This window comes from Halobacterium litoreum (assembly GCF_021233415.1).
Taxonomy (GTDB): Archaea; Halobacteriota; Halobacteria; order Halobacteriales; family Halobacteriaceae; genus Halobacterium; species Halobacterium litoreum.
Map to the genome: position 1 here is coordinate 1,827,889 of NZ_CP089466.1, position 13,255 is coordinate 1,841,143.

The 13,255-nt window shown below is 69.4% G+C and carries 18 protein-coding genes; 11 read left to right on the top strand and 7 right to left on the bottom strand.

Annotation, left to right across the window (positions count from 1 at the left end):
• The first annotated feature begins 2 nt into the window (after positions 1-2).
• Positions 3-758 (top strand): proteasome assembly chaperone family protein, encoded by a 756-nt coding sequence (locus tag LT972_RS10055; protein WP_232570029.1) that lies wholly within the window; start codon positions 3-5, stop codon positions 756-758.
• A gap of 62 nt (positions 759-820) precedes the next feature.
• Entirely contained in the window at positions 821-1,423 is a 603-nt protein-coding gene (locus LT972_RS10060; protein ID WP_232570031.1) for a J domain-containing protein, read from the top strand.
• On the opposite strand, the gene LT972_RS10065 is transcribed toward LT972_RS10060, so the two are convergent.
• On the bottom strand, positions 1,407-2,189 hold the full coding sequence (locus LT972_RS10065; protein ID WP_232570033.1) for a DUF7839 domain-containing protein: 783 nt from the start codon (positions 2,187-2,189) through the stop codon (positions 1,407-1,409). The two genes, LT972_RS10060 and LT972_RS10065, sit on opposite strands and share 17 nt — an antisense overlap.
• 79 nt (positions 2,190-2,268) lie before the next feature.
• Here LT972_RS10065 and LT972_RS10070 point away from each other — a divergent pair, with 79 nt between their 5' ends.
• Positions 2,269-2,964 carry a metallophosphoesterase gene (locus LT972_RS10070; RefSeq protein WP_232570035.1) on the top strand — a complete coding sequence of 232 codons (696 nt, stop codon included), beginning with the start codon at positions 2,269-2,271 and terminating at the stop codon, positions 2,962-2,964.
• On the opposite strand, the gene LT972_RS10075 is transcribed toward LT972_RS10070, so the two are convergent.
• Positions 2,961-4,223: an NAD(P)/FAD-dependent oxidoreductase gene (locus LT972_RS10075; RefSeq protein WP_232570037.1), complete on the bottom strand. Its 1,263-nt coding sequence runs from the start codon at positions 4,221-4,223 to the stop codon at positions 2,961-2,963. The two genes, LT972_RS10070 and LT972_RS10075, sit on opposite strands and share 4 nt — an antisense overlap.
• A 90-nt stretch (positions 4,224-4,313) precedes the next feature.
• Here LT972_RS10075 and LT972_RS10080 point away from each other — a divergent pair, with 90 nt between their 5' ends.
• The 5 genes from LT972_RS10080 to LT972_RS10100 are packed head-to-tail and all read left to right on the top strand — an operon-like array spanning position 4,314 to position 7,816.
• A complete protein-coding gene (locus LT972_RS10080) occupies positions 4,314-5,507 on the top strand; it encodes a threonine synthase (RefSeq protein ID WP_232570039.1) in 1,194 nt (397 codons plus the stop codon).
• Position 5,508: 1 nt separating this feature from the next.
• Positions 5,509-5,694: a hypothetical protein gene (locus LT972_RS10085; RefSeq protein ID WP_232570040.1), complete on the top strand. Its 186-nt coding sequence runs from the start codon at positions 5,509-5,511 to the stop codon at positions 5,692-5,694.
• Between the two features lie 46 nt (positions 5,695-5,740).
• A complete protein-coding gene (locus LT972_RS10090; RefSeq protein WP_232570042.1) occupies positions 5,741-6,418 on the top strand; it encodes a metal-dependent transcriptional regulator in 678 nt (225 codons plus the stop codon).
• The gene (locus tag LT972_RS10095) at positions 6,415-7,146 is read left to right on the top strand and encodes a TMEM165/GDT1 family protein (RefSeq protein WP_232570043.1); all 732 of its coding nucleotides are present in this window, start codon (positions 6,415-6,417) and stop codon (positions 7,144-7,146) included. Before LT972_RS10090 ends, LT972_RS10095 begins: the two co-directional genes overlap by 4 nt.
• 37 nt (positions 7,147-7,183) lie before the next feature.
• A complete protein-coding gene (locus LT972_RS10100; RefSeq protein WP_232570045.1) occupies positions 7,184-7,816 on the top strand; it encodes a LysE family translocator in 633 nt (210 codons plus the stop codon).
• Here the strand turns inward: LT972_RS10100 and LT972_RS10105 are convergent.
• Positions 7,813-8,487 (bottom strand): HD domain-containing protein, encoded by a 675-nt coding sequence (locus LT972_RS10105; protein ID WP_232570047.1) that lies wholly within the window; start codon positions 8,485-8,487, stop codon positions 7,813-7,815. The genes LT972_RS10100 and LT972_RS10105 overlap by 4 nt on opposite strands.
• Positions 8,488-8,604: 117 nt before the next feature.
• Between LT972_RS10105 and LT972_RS10110 the strand changes: the two genes are divergently transcribed.
• Positions 8,605-9,318: an alanyl-tRNA editing protein gene (locus LT972_RS10110; RefSeq protein ID WP_232570049.1), complete on the top strand. Its 714-nt coding sequence runs from the start codon at positions 8,605-8,607 to the stop codon at positions 9,316-9,318.
• Positions 9,319-9,345: 27 nt separating this feature from the next.
• Here the strand turns inward: LT972_RS10110 and LT972_RS10115 are convergent, their stop codons facing one another.
• Together LT972_RS10115 and LT972_RS10120 are read right to left on the bottom strand one after the other, a co-directional pair.
• Positions 9,346-10,005 carry an AIM24 family protein gene (locus LT972_RS10115; RefSeq protein WP_232572608.1) on the bottom strand — a complete coding sequence of 220 codons (660 nt, stop codon included), beginning with the start codon at positions 10,003-10,005 and terminating at the stop codon, positions 9,346-9,348.
• A gap of 58 nt (positions 10,006-10,063) precedes the next feature.
• Entirely contained in the window at positions 10,064-10,369 is a 306-nt protein-coding gene (locus tag LT972_RS10120) for a hypothetical protein (protein ID WP_232570050.1), read from the bottom strand.
• Between the two features lie 117 nt (positions 10,370-10,486).
• Between LT972_RS10120 and LT972_RS10125 the strand changes: the two genes are divergently transcribed.
• Positions 10,487-10,642 carry a DUF7563 family protein gene (locus tag LT972_RS10125; protein ID WP_232570052.1) on the top strand — a complete coding sequence of 52 codons (156 nt, stop codon included), beginning with the start codon at positions 10,487-10,489 and terminating at the stop codon, positions 10,640-10,642.
• 27 nt (positions 10,643-10,669) lie between these two features.
• Here LT972_RS10125 and LT972_RS10130 read toward each other — a convergent pair whose 3' ends face one another.
• Both LT972_RS10130 and LT972_RS10135 read right to left on the bottom strand, forming a co-directional pair.
• On the bottom strand, positions 10,670-10,864 hold the full coding sequence (locus LT972_RS10130) for a cold-shock protein (protein ID WP_232570054.1): 195 nt from the start codon (positions 10,862-10,864) through the stop codon (positions 10,670-10,672).
• A gap of 34 nt (positions 10,865-10,898) precedes the next feature.
• Positions 10,899-12,764 (bottom strand): hybrid sensor histidine kinase/response regulator, encoded by a 1,866-nt coding sequence (locus LT972_RS10135; RefSeq protein WP_232570056.1) that lies wholly within the window; start codon positions 12,762-12,764, stop codon positions 10,899-10,901.
• A 117-nt stretch (positions 12,765-12,881) separates the two neighbouring features.
• Between LT972_RS10135 and LT972_RS10140 the strand changes: the two genes are divergently transcribed.
• On the top strand, positions 12,882-13,253 hold the full coding sequence (locus LT972_RS10140) for an SHOCT domain-containing protein (RefSeq protein ID WP_232570058.1): 372 nt from the start codon (positions 12,882-12,884) through the stop codon (positions 13,251-13,253).
• Positions 13,254-13,255 lie beyond the last annotated feature (2 nt).

Genomic DNA, 13,255 nt, shown 5'->3' on the forward strand with positions numbered 1-13,255 from the left:
ATATGGACGAAATCGACATCTCGTGGGTCGCCGAGCCGGACCTCGACGACCCCGTGTTCGTGGAGGGGCTGCCGGGCGTCGGCCACGTGGGGAAGTTGGTGGCCGAACACGTCGTGGAGGAGACGGACAGCGAACTCGTCTGTCGCATCCACAGCGAGCACTTCCCGCCGCAGGTCACCGTGAGCGACGACAGCGTCGCGGAACTCGCGTCCGCCGAGGTGTACGCGGTCGAGACCGAGGGCCGCGACCTCGTCGTGTTGACCGGCGACCACCAGGCACAGGACAACGTCGGGCACTACCGCGTCTGCGAGGCGTTCCTCGACGTCGCCGAGGAGTTCGACGCGAGCGAGGTGTACGCCCTCGGCGGCGTACCGACGGGCGAACTCGTGGAGGAACACGACGTGGTCGGCGCCGTCTCGGACGCCGACATGAAGGCGGACCTCGAAGACGCGGGCGTGGAGTTCCGGAGCGAGGAGCCGGCTGGCGGCATCGTCGGTTCGAGCGGGCTCCTGCTCGGGCTCGGCGGGAAGCGCGGGTTCGACGCGGCGTGCCTGATGGGGGAGACGTCGGGCTACCTCGTGGACCCGAAGGCGGCGAAGGTCGTGCTCGCCGTCCTCGAATCCATGCTCGGCTTCGAGGTGGACGAGGAGGCCTTAGACGACCGCGCGGACGAGATGGAGGAGGTCGTCGGTCGCCTCCGCGAGATGGAGGAGGGCGCGAGCCCCGGCGGCGACGAGGACCTGCGGTACATCGGGTGACGGCGGCCCAGTCGGCGTAGGGCGGCGAACGATTCTTCTATCGACGACACCAACTCTAGGGCGTGCTACCGGCGTGGCTGGCGTGGGGACTGGCCATCACGGGCGTAGTGACCGTAGTGGTCGCCGCGATGTTCGTGCTCGGCGAGCGACTGTTCCCGACCGAGCCCGTGACGCCCGCCGAGGAGCGCTCCGGGGAGTGGAAGCGCCGGCGCGAGATTCGCGCGTACCTGCGGGCCATCGAGGAGCCGTTCGCGGAGGACCACTTCGTCGCGGGGACGCACGTCGCTTTCTACCTGCCCCGGCGGGACGTCGCCATCACGTTCGACGCGCCGGACTACTTCCGCATTCGGAACGCCGAGACGGACGCCGTGCTCGCGGAACACGAGATGCCGGGCGCGCACCTCGGCGGTCGCCTGCCCTTCGAGACGCCGGACCCGGCGGAACTGTTCGACGAACCCGAGGCGGAACGAGACGAAGAGGAACGCGTGAGCGACGCGTTCGAGACGCTGGGCGTATCGCGGTCGGCGAGCGAGTCGGAACTGAAGGCGGCGTACCGGGAGCGCGTGAAGGAGGTGCATCCGGACCGCGGCGGCGACCGGGAGACGTTCGAGCGCGTGCGGGAGGCGTACGCGGCGGCGCGGCAGGCGGCTACGTCAGGTCGGTGACGCGGTAGTTCGCGGTGCCGTCCCGGAGCGGGTCGGTGACGCGCCCGATGGCGTCGGCGACGGCGACGACGACGACGCGCTGGCCCCTGCTCGCGGCTTCGGCGGCGACTTCGCCGGCGGCGAACGCGGTGTCGGGTTCGGTGTCGGCCTGTCGGAGCGCGACGACGGCTTCGACGCCCGCCGCGAGCACGAGGTCCGCATCCGCGACCGCGTCCCGGAGACGGTCGGCGTCGACGGCGTCGCTGCCGCCCGAGCGCACGGACGGAATCTGGTAGACCGTGACCTCACCGGGGTCGAGGTCGATGATGCCCTCGAAGCCCGTGACGCCGACCTCCTCGCCCTCGTCGGCGTCGGTGGTGGCGACGCCCGTCGCGGGGCCGTCGTCGCCGGGCGCGGCGTGCAGGAGGCCGCCGCGCATCGAGAGCGTGACCGTGTCCCCGGATTCGACGGCGCCGAGCGCGATTGCGGCGTCCTCCTGGACCGCACCGAGGACGTCCTCGGAGACGCGGTCGGCGTACCGGCGGACGTCAGCCGAAGTTCGCAGGAGCCAGTCCACGCCCTCCTTGGTGACGCGGTACCGGGACCGTCCCTCTTTCGTGACGAGGCCGTCCTCGACGAGTTCGCGGATGTACTCGGAGACCGCTTGGCTCGTGACGCCGACGGCGTTCGCCACTTCGCCCTGACTCACGGCGGGCTGTCGGTCGGCTATCTCCACGAGGATGCGGAAGCGCGTCGCCGTGCGCTTGTCCGCGAGGACGTCGACCATACGGGGGCGTCGGGCGCCGCCGCCAAAACCGCATCGGTGGACCGCCGCACCTAACCACCCGGAAACCACACGGTGGCCCGTGAGCGACACGCCGTCGTGGGCCGAGTTCGGCGAGCGCGCCGCGTACCTGCCGGACGCGGACGCGCTCGTGTTGGCGGACGTACACGCCGGACGGGACGCGGCGTCGGACGTCTCGCTGCCCCTCGGGGAGCGCGCGGACGTCGTGGAGCGCGTCGACGCCCTCCTCGAGGAGTTCGCTCCCGGAACGGTGGTGGTGGCGGGCGACCTCCTGCACGTCCACGGGAGCGTGCCCGAGGGCACCACGGAGACGGTCGAGGCGCTCGCGGCGGCCGCCGAGCGCGCGGGCGCGACGTACCGCGTGGTGCGCGGGAACCACGATACGATGTTGGATGCCGTCGGCGTGGACGCCGAGACGTACGTCGAACTCGCGGACGGAACCGTGGTGTGTCACGGCCACGAGGAGCCGCCGGTCGAGGCGTCTCGGTACGTCGTCGGCCACCAGCACCCGGCGGTCGAAATCGAGGGGCAGCGCCACCCGTGTTTCCTCTACGGCCCGAACCAGTGCGGGGGCGGCGACGCGCTCGTGTTGCCGGCGTTCACGCGCCTCGCTCCGGGGACGCTGGTGAATCGACTGACCGAGGGCGCGGCGGTGTCGCCGCTCCTCTCGGACCCGACCGGCTACCGGCCCATCGTCGTGAGCGGCGGCGAGGCGCTGGGCTTCCCGGCGCTCGGTGACCTACGCGGTCTGCTCTAGAGGTCGTCGTCGACCGCCTTCGCCGCGTTCGCGCCGCTCTCCAGCGCGCCGTTGATCGAAGAGTTCTCGGTGTAGTCGCCGGCGAGATACACCGCGCCGTCGGGATCGCGGACGTCCGGGAGCGTCTCGTGGACGCCCGGCGGTTGCGCGAACTGCGCGAAGTCGATGCGGTCGGTGCGGAGCAACTGGAAGTCGCCCAGCGACGCCGCCGGGAACCACGACGAGAGCGCGTCCCGCGTCCGGGTTTCGAGGTCACCGTCGGACTCGTCGCGGCGGCCGACGGTGGTCGCGGCGACGAGCGCGCTGCCGTCGGGCGCGTACTCGTCGGCGACGCCGGACATCGCGGCGACGGTGTTCGGCACGTCGCCGCCGGCGTTCAGGTGGATGCGGTCGCTGTCCGCGACTGGGTGGCCCTCGGGCACCGCGAAGTGCTGGGTGACACAGCCCTTCGCCTCTGTCGGAATCGCGTCCACGCCCGTCAGGTCGCGACTCGACTTCGGGTCGGCGGCGACCACCACGGCGTCCGCGTCGACCGTCTCGCCGGGAATCTCGACTGCGGGCTCGTCGGCGCGGACGGCTTCGACCGGCGTCCCCGTCTCGATGGTGACGCCCGCGCGCTCGGCGCGGTCGGCCAACTGTTCGGTGATGGCGCCCATCCCGTCGGCGGGCACGACGGTCTTCCCCTCGGAGAGCATCTTGAACGTGAACTCGAAGACTCGCTTCGACGTGCCGAGACTGCGGTCGAGCGTGATGCCGCCGTAGAACGGGCGCACGAACCGGTCGACGTATTTCCGGGAGAAGCCGCGGGCGGCCAGCGACTCCTCGATGGTGGCGTCCTCGGCGGCGAAGATGTCCTCGACGGACGTTTTGCGGAGTTCGGTGGAGAGGCGGAGCGTCCGGAGTTTGTCCGCGGTGGTCACTTCGCGGTTGAGCACCGACGGGACGAGCGCGCCGAGGTCGCGGAACGGGTCGCCGAGCGTCGAACGTTGGTCGCCGCGGCAGATGACCGCGCCCGGGGAGAACGCGCGCAGGTCGAGGTCGTCGTAGTCGAGTTCCCGCTTGGCCGCCGGGTACGCCGTGAACAGCACCTGGAACCCGCGGTCGAACGTGAAGCCGTCGGCGCGCGTCGAGCGCACGCGCCCGCCGACCTCGGGTTCGCGCTCGAACAGCGTCACCTCGCGGCCCGCCTCGGCGAGTCGGGACGCCGCCACCAGTCCGGCCAGTCCGCCGCCCGCGACGACGACTTCGGAGTCGGTCATGAGCGTGGTTTCAGGCGGCACCGGCAAGAACCTGCAGGGTTCGAGTCCGGAAGGGACAGGGCTTTTCTCCCCGCCCGCGAAGGCTCGGGCATGGAGACGACGCCGGCCTTCGAGGGGCTTCGGTGCGTGGACTGCGAGGAGACGTTCGACCCGGACGAGGCGACGCACCGGTGTCCGGACTGCGACGGCATCCTCGACCCGACCTACGACTACGACGCACTCGACGTGACCCGTGAGACGTTCGAATCGCGGCGCTTCGACTCGATGTGGCGCTACGAGGAACTGCTCCCGTTCACCCGCGACTCGGCGGTGTCGATGAACGAGGGCGGGACGCCGCTCGTGGAGTGCCCGAAACTCGCTGACGAGATGGGCGTCGGCGAGGTGTACATCAAAGACGAGGGCCGGAACCCGACGGGGACGTTCAAGGACCGCGGGCAGACCGTCGCGGTGACGGCGGCGGTCCAGCACGGCGCCGAGGAGGTGGCGCTGAACTCCGCCGGGAACGCGGGGCAGGCCGCCGCCGCGTACGCCGGCCGGGCGGACCTCCACTCCCACGTCTTCCTGCCGTCCCGCGCCGGGTTCACGAACAAGGCGATGGTGAACGTCCACGGCGGCGACATGAACATCGTCGAGGGCCGCATCGGGGACGCCGGCGCGGCGTACGCGGACGCGATGGACGAACACGACGACTGGTACTCGGTGAAGACGTTCGTCACGCCGTACCGCCACGAGGGCAAGAAGACGATGCTGTACGAGACCGTCGAACAGTTGGACTGGGAGGTGCCCGACGCGGTGGTCTACCCGACCGGCGGCGGCGTCGGCCTCGTCGGGATGCACAAGGCAGCCGAGGAGTTCCGCGACCTCGGTCTGACGGACGAACTGCCCGCGATGTACGCCGCGCAGGCCGAGGGCTGTGCGCCGGTCGTGCGCGCCTTCGAGGAGGGCCGGGACGTCCACGAGCCGTGGGACGCGCCGGACACCATCTGTGGCGGCATCGAGATTCCGGACCCGGGCGCCAGCCCGATGATTCTGGACGCGCTCCGGGAGTCCGACGGCGGCGCCGTCGCCACGAGCGACGACGACATCCTCGAAGCGGCGGCCGTCGTCGCCAAACGCGAGGGCGTCGAGATGGGCGCGACCTGCGCGGCGGCCGCGTCGGGCGCGTGGGAGCTCTCCGAGCAGGGCGAGTTCGGCGAGGACGACACCGTCGTCCTCCTGAACACGGGGTCGGCGAACAAGGACGCCGACGTGATTCGCTCCCACCTGATGAGCAAGGGCATCTAGAGTGGTCGACCTCACGGACCCGCTCCCGTACACCGCGGTCGTCGCCGCGATAGCGCTCGCGGTGGCGACGGCGCTCGGCGTGGCACTCGGGGACGCCGTGACGACTGCAGCGGGCCGAGCGGTCCCCATCGCGGTCGGCGTCGCCGTCGGTACGTACGCCGTCTCGCGGCGGAACCGTTCGGAGTAGCGTCCGGCAAACCTAAGTTTTAGACGAGTCAAATCACGGCATCCAGATGCTCTCCGACGTGATGGAGGACTACCTGAAGGCCATCTACGCGCTCCAGCGAGAGCACGGCCCGCCGGTCCGCACCTCCGCCATCGCCGACTACCTCGACGTGACGCCGCCGACGGTCACGAGCATGGTGGAGAAACTCGAGGACCGCGGTCTCGTCGAGCGCGAGAAGTACAAGGGCGTGGAACTCACCGCCGAAGGCGAAACCGTCGCCATCGAGGTGCTTCGCCACCACCGCCTGCTCGAGGCCTTTCTCGCCGACCACCTCGACTACGAGTGGGACGAAGTCCACGACGAGGCCGACGCCCTCGAACACCACATCTCCGAGGAGTTCGAGGCACGCCTCGCACAGAAACTCGGCGACCCCGCGGTCGACCCCCACGGCGACCCCATCCCCGGCGAGGACCTCGAACCGCCCGAGGAGACCGACACCGACGTCCTCGCGAACCACGCCGAGGGCGACCGCGTCGTCGTCGCGCGCGTCAGCGACCGCGACGAGGAGGAACTCCGGTACCTCGCGGACGCCGGCGTCGAACCCGGCACCGAGATGGAACTCGTCGAGCGCGCGCCCATCGGCATGTTCGTCGTGCGCATCGACGACGAACTCGTCCATCTCCCCGAGCGCGTCGCCACGTCGCTGCGCGTGAAACCGACCGAGTCCGCCGTCGGAGAAGCGTGAGCACGTTCCTCGAAATCGCCGGCGTCGCGTTCGCCGCCCAACTCGCCGTGCTCCCCGGCGAGAAGGTCCAGTTCATCATCGCCGGCCTCAGCACCGAGTACGACCCGAAAGTCGTGGTCGCCGCCGCCGGCAGCGCGTTCGCCATCTGGACCGCCGTCGAAATCGCCGTCGGCTCCGCGCTCAAGCGCGCGATTCCCGGCGTCTACCTCGACGTCGCCACCGCGGTGTTGTTCGTCGCGTTCGGCGTGCTGTTGTTGCGCTCGATGCCCGCCGCGGACGCCGACGGTCCGATGACCAGCGACGGCGGCGTCCTCGCGCTCGACGGACGCTTCGGCGACTCCTCGTGGTTCGGCCGCCTCCCGAACTACCTCGGCGGCTTCGTCCCCATCTTCGCGATGATGTTCTTCGGTGAGTTCGGCGACAAGACCCAGATAATCACCATCGGGCTCGCCGCCGACTACGGCGCCACGCCCGCCATCTGGGTCGGCGAGATGGCCGCCATCATCCCCGTCAGCATCCTGAACGCGATGTTCTTCAGTCGGTTCGCCGGCGCGTTCGACGCGCGGCGCGCGCACCTCGGGTCGGCGGCGCTCTTTTTCTTCTTCGCGTTCGACACCGCGCTCTCGGTGGCGTTCGGTGTCTCCGTCTGGGAGGAACTCGTCGCGGCCGCGGCGTGGGCGCTCGAGGCCGCAATCGGAGCGCTCGCGCACGCGACCGTTCTGCCGTGACCGGCGCGCTTTAGTCGGCGGCCTGCCGAATCCGGGTGTGTTCGACGCCGCCGTCTCCGCCGCCGCGGGCGTGGTTCTCGGCCTCTCGCTGGCCGCGCCGCCCGGGCCGATGAACGCCGTCATCGCCGAGGAGAGCGTCGCCCGCGGCTGGAAGTCCGGGTTCGCCGCCGGCCTCGGCGCGATGACGGCGGACGCGGTGTTCTTCGTGCTCGCGCTCGCGGGCGTCGTCGCGTTCATCGAGGACGCGCCGACGGTGCGCACCGCGATGGTCGGCGTCGGCGGCGTGCTGATGTTGTACTACGCGTACGGCGCGATACAGGACGCCGGCTCGTTCTCCGACGCCGAGGCCGCCGACGGCAGGGGCTTCCGGAAGGCGTTCGCGCTCGCGCTCGCCAACCCCTATCAGGTGACGTGGTGGCTGACCGCCGGCGTCGGCCTGCTCAATCCGAGCGAGATTTCGGCGTTCGGCCTCGAACTGTCGGCGGCGAACGGCGGGCTCACGATTGCGGGGTTCTTCGCGGGCATCCTGCTGTGGATTACGAGTTTCCCGGCGGCGCTCCGGGCCGCCGGCGAGCGCGTGGACGCGCTCGGAAAAGGCGTCGCGTACGCCAGCGCGGTCGTGCTGGCGCTGTTCGGCGTGTCGTTCCTGCGGACGGCCGTCGGCCTCTAGTCCCGCATCCCGGGGACTTCGCTCTCCAGCCACTCCTTGAGCCACCGCACGCGCTTGAGGCGTTCGTGGGCGATGGACTCGGCGGTGTGGCTCTCGACGCGCGCCGCGGCGTCGGTGCTCCGGTCGAGCACGCGCCCGACCATCTCCGCCGCGTCGACGTGCGTGCGCGCCTCGTACCCCATCCGCAGGAGCATCAGCGCCGCGCCGTTCGCGCCCGCCTTGTCCAGCAGGTCGGCCTCGATGAGACACCGCGTCTCCAGCGAGAGGTCCGAGAGGTCGCCCTGGTAGGAGTGTTTCGCGGCGGCGCGAGACACCTGGTCGACGAACGACTCGGGGAAGTCGCCGTGGGTTTCGAGGTACTTCTCGGCGATGCGCGCGCCCTCCTCGGCGTGTTCCTCCTGGTCGGCTTCGAGTTTCGCGATGTCGTGGAATAGCGCCGCGACCCGGACCACGTCGACGTCGGCGCCCTCCTCGCGAGCGATGCGCTCGCCGAGGTCGACGACGTTCTGGATGTGGTTGAAGCGGTACTCCGCGGAGTGCCACGGGTACCACCGCATGCGGCCGCCGTCCTCCTCGTTCTCGACGCTGGCTTCGAGGTAGTCACGGACGAAAGCGGCCATCTCCTCGAACTCCGAGTCGGAGACCGGCGATTCCTTTATCTCGACGCCCACCGTCTCACCTCCGTTGCGTGGCGTAGTACGTCTATCATTGCCTAGACGAAGGTTAGTTTCGCTCTTAGGCCTTTTGCAGACCACGTGGTTAATACGGCTGGCCGCCACGTCCCGGGTGTGACCGACGCGCGCTACCTCGACGACAGCGGCGTGACGACCTTCGACGCGACGGTAGAACGCGTCGCGGGCGACCGCGTCGTCCTCGACGGGACTCACTTCTACCCCGAGGGCGGCGGCCAACCCAGCGACACGGGCGTTCTGCGCGCCGACGGCGACGAGTGGCGCGTCACCGACGTCCAGAAGCGGGACACAATCTACCACGAGGTCGCGGGCGACCCGCCGGCGGCCGGGACCGAAGTCGTAGGCGAACTGGACGCCGACCGGCGGCGCGCTCACAGCCGCTACCACACCGCCCAACACCTGCTGTCGGCGGTCCTGCTCGACGAGTTCGACGCGCCGACGACGGGGAACCAGTTGTACGCGGACCGCGCGCGCCTCGACTGCGAGCACGAGCGCTTCGACGACGCCGACCTCGACGCGATAGAGCGAGCGGTGAACGGCCTCGTGGACGCCGACCACGCGGTCGAGTGGTACACGCTCGACCGGGAGACGGCGGAGGCCGAACTCGACCCGGAACGCACGCGACTCGACCTGCTCCCGGACTCGATTACGGAGGTCCGCATCGTCGATATCGGCGGCGGCGACGTCGACCGCACGGCGTGTGCCGGCACGCACGTCTCGAACACGGGCGAGGTCGGCTTGTTCTCGATTACGGGACGCGAGACGGCGGGAGCAGGCGAAGAGCGCGTGCGCTTCGAACTCGACGAGTGAGCCGCGAGACGGGGAACGAAGTGAGCGTTACGCGCCGCCGTGTTCCTCGTAGGGCTGGACGACGACGAAGCCCTCGCCCTCGAAGTTCATCTGGAAGCGCTCGCCGGACTCCTGACCAACCATGTCCGAGAGGCTGCGGTTCACTTGCACGTCCGGCGACGTACCGCTCCACGCCACGGTCGCGCTCGGGTCGGTGGCGACCGGCGGTTCGACGACGAGCGGGTCGCCGTGGGTCGTAATCGCGACGTACCCCGGCCCCTCGATGTAGACGTTCGTGAAGCCGCCGGCGAACGACCCGGCGAGGCTGTCGATGGTCCGAATCTCGTAGGCGAGGTCGTCCTCGAACGCGAGCACGTCCTCGCCGTTGACGGTGATGGCGTCGCCGGCGCCGAGTTCGAGGACTTGAATCTTCTTCCCGCGGTCGGCGAGGTAGACGTGGCCCTCCCCTTCGACGGCCATCACGGGCGTCCCCTCGCCGGTGGCGGCCTCCTTCAGGAACCCGCGGATGCCGCCTTCCGCCGACGACTTCCCCGTGAACGAGAGGTCGCCGGTGTGGGCTATCATCGACCCGGCTTTCGCCATCAGCGAGCCCTCGACGGCGACGTCGAGGGTGTAACTGTTCTCTAGTTGGAACGGTGCGTCGCTCTCTGTCGGCGCGTTGGCCGTCTTGAACTGCTCGACGTTCATGGTAGTGGAGGCCACTCAGGGCGACTCCATCGGGTAATCGGGGCGACGCGAGAAGAACTTACTGCCCGTATTCAGCGACTGCGGATTCGCACTCGCGCATCGCGTCGAATCGCTCCTCGTCCGGGTCGTCGATGGCGACCGACTCGACGACCTGCCAGCCGTCGTCGTACACCAGTCCCTTCACCCAGCCGTCGGTGCCGAGAATCAGTTGTTCGGTGACGACGACCGGTTCCTGCGTGTCCGCCTCGACGGCCTCCTCGCGGTTCACGGGCACGACCAGTTCGAAGGCGTCGGCGTGGTTGAGCCCCGTGACCTCCCGCTCGCGGAGCGGCCGGTCCGGGAGCGAGTCCAGTGTCCCGTCCATACCGCCGCGAGGCGGCCGCGACGGTTATGTGGTTCGTTCCCCGCCGTGTGCGTTTTATTCACTCCGCGATAATCCACACAAAGCATATATACAGGTCCGTCGTTGCGTCGAAACGACATGGTAGAATGCAAGAACTGCGGGTCGTTCGTGACTCAGGACTACGCACGCGTCTTCACACCTCCGGGCGTCGAGCGCCCGCGCGTCTGCCCCGAGTGCCCCGACATGGTGCGGGACGGCGGCGACGTACGCGAGGCTCGCGCCACGCGGTCGTAACGTCCGACGAACCGCGCGAACGCCACGCTACAGGCGCGTGACGTTCGTCGCTCGCGGTCCCTTGTCCGCGTCCTCGATGTCGAACTCCACCTCCTGACCCTCCTCTAAGTCTGGGCCGCCGACGTCTTCCATGTGGAAGAACACGTCCTCGTCCGCGTCGTCGGTCTCGATGAAGCCGTAACCCTTCTGCTCGTTGAAGAAGTCGACCGTACCGGTTGCCATAATCGGGAACTCCGTGTGAACACTCACCACGGACCTACTTAGTCTCTCTGCCGACCACGCCGACGTCCCGAATCTCGAATCTCGCACCGCCGCCCTCGCTCTCCGCGAGCGACACGTCCCAGCCGTGGGCGTCCACGATTTCCGCCACGATGGCGAGCCCGAATCCGGTGCCGTCCTCGCTGGTCGTGTACCCGCGCTCGAACACCTCGCCGCGCTCGGCCTCGGGGACGCCGGGACCGTCGTCGGCGACGAAGAACCCCTCACCGCCATCGAGGAGGCCGACGGACACCGCCACGTCGTCGCCGCCGTGTTCCACGGCGTTCCGGAACAAGTTCTCGAACACCTGCTGGAGTCGGTCGGCGTCCGCTCGAACCGTCGCGTCCTCCACGTCGAGTGTCGCGTCCGCCGTCGGCGCACGCCCCCAGCACCGGCTCGCCACCTCGGCTATCGACAGCGTGTCGGGCGCCGTCACCAGTTGTCCCTGCCGGGCGAGTGTCAACGTGTCCGTGATGAGCGTCGACATCCGGTCGAGCGCGCTCGACAACTCGTCGAGGTGCGGGTCGTCGTACCGCTCCCGAACCAGCTCCAATCGGCCCTCGGCCACGCTCAGCGGCGACCGCAGGTCGTGGGAGACGATGGTCGCGAACTCCTCCAGTCGGTCGTTCTGTCGCTCCAGGGCCTCCGTTCGCTGCCGGAGTTCGCGCTCGCGCTCCAAGCGCGTCAACGCCTCCCGTGCGTGTCCCACCAGCAACTCCGTCAACTCGCGGTCCGCCTCGTCGAACGCGCCCGTCGCCCGCGACACCGCCTGAAACGTCCCCAGTTCGTCCATCGGCACGGTCAACACCGACCGATACTCGGGATCCGCCGGCGTCACCTCGTGGCCCGAGAGGTCGTCGACCACGATGGTCTCCTGTCGGTGGTACGACCGCGTCGCCAGCGTGTCCTCGTCCAGGGGCGTCTCCTCGTAGTACCCCTCCGTGTCCAAATCCAGCGTCCACGCCGTCTGCACGAGCGCGTCGTCGGCCACCACGTCGACCGCCACGAGGTCGAAATCCAGGATTCCCTCGGCCGCCTCCAGCAACACGTCGTACACCTCGTCTTCCGTCTCCGCCGCCTCCAAATCCGTCGCCGCCTCGTGGAGCGCCGCCAGCGCTCGCCCGCGCTCCTTGCGCTCCGTGACGTCCCGCACCGTACACACCAACTCGCCGCGCTCGGTCGTCGACACCGTGTGGTCCTCCACGAACGTCGACCCGTCCGCGCGCACCCCCGTCGACGACCCGTGCCAGCCGCCCTCCTCCTCGGCCGTCGACAGAATCTCCTCGCGCGCGAACGACAGTTCGTCCTCCGGGTAGAGCGCCGACCAGTGCATCCCCAGCATCTTCTCGCTGTCGTACCCGTAGAGGTCCGCGTACGCCTCGTTCACGTACGTGAACTCCCCGTCCTCGTCGAGGATGCTGATGCCCTCCTGGGCCGCCTCGATGGCGTCCAGTTGGCGCTCGCGTTGACTCTTCGCCGCCGCCGTGTCCGCGTAGTTCAACACCCGATTCGCCAGTATCGTGTACTGGTCGGTCCCGCCCTCCTTCTGGAGATAGTCGGTCGCTCCCGCCGAAATCGCGTCGCTCGCGACCTCCTCGCTGCCGCGGCCCGTGAAGAGGATGAACGGCAACGCCGGATACTCCTCGCGCACCGCCTCCAAGAACTCGATGCCGTCCATCCCCGGCATCTCGAAGTCCGAGACGACACAGTCGACGCGCTCCTCGCCCAACCGCTCCAAGCCCTCGCTCGCCCGGGACGCCGTGAGTACCTCGATGCGCTCGTCCGCTTCTTCGAGGAACTCCGCCGTCAACTCCGCGAACCCCGGTTCGTCGTCGACGTGGAGCACCCGAATCGACTCGTCCATGCCCCCGGATTATGCTCCTGCCTTAACAGTGTTGACGTTACACACGCGACAGGCGACAGCACACCGACCCGGCCCACCCCCACTCACTTGCCAATCGAACGCGAATACTCAGCCACGATGGCATCGACAGACCGACGACTCGCCGCGCTCGTCGTCCTCGCACTCGCCCTGTTCGTCGCGCTCCCCCTCGTCTTCGTCGGCTTCGGCGCGATGGGAGCAGGCCACATGGACGGCACGTGGGGATACGGCCCGATGATGGACGGCGCGTGGGGCGCCGGCACCGCGGGCTGGGTCGTCCTCCTCGCGTTCGCGATGCGTCTCCTGTTCTTCGTCGCGCTCCTCGGCGGCGCCTACCTCCTCTACCGCGCCGTCACCAGCGACGACGACACCGACCCCGCGCTCGAAGAACTGCGCGCCGCCTACGCGCGCGGCGACCTCACCGACGACGAGTACGAAGAACGCCGCGAACGCCTCGAACGCGACCGGTGAAC